This is a genomic window from Mesorhizobium sp. WSM4848 (assembly GCF_055811375.1).
The window spans coordinates 1-239 of the sequence record NZ_JBVVPX010000159.1; the positions used below are offsets into that span (position 1 = coordinate 1).

The 239-nt window shown below is 72.0% G+C and carries 1 protein-coding gene; it reads left to right on the forward strand.

Going from position 1 to position 239, the window contains the following annotated elements; all coding sequences use genetic code 11:
• Positions 1–239, forward strand: a 239-nt coding sequence (locus AC0L16_RS33720) for an EAL domain-containing protein (protein WP_473625835.1), incomplete at both ends; no start/stop codon positions are given.

Sequence of the window (239 nt, forward strand, 5' to 3'; positions counted from 1 at the left end):
GCGGCACGCCCTGGACAACGACGAGCTGCGGCTGTTCTACCAACCGATCGTGCACCTGTCCGACGAGGCGCTGCTCGGCTACGAGGCACTCGTGCGCTGGCAGCACCCGACCCGTGGCCTGCTGCCCCCGGCGGCCTTCCTCGACTCGGCGGAGAACAACCGGCTCACCGCCAAGCTCGGCGAGTGGGTGCTGCGACGGGCCTGCAACGACGCCGCCACCTGGCCCGACGACCTGCGCG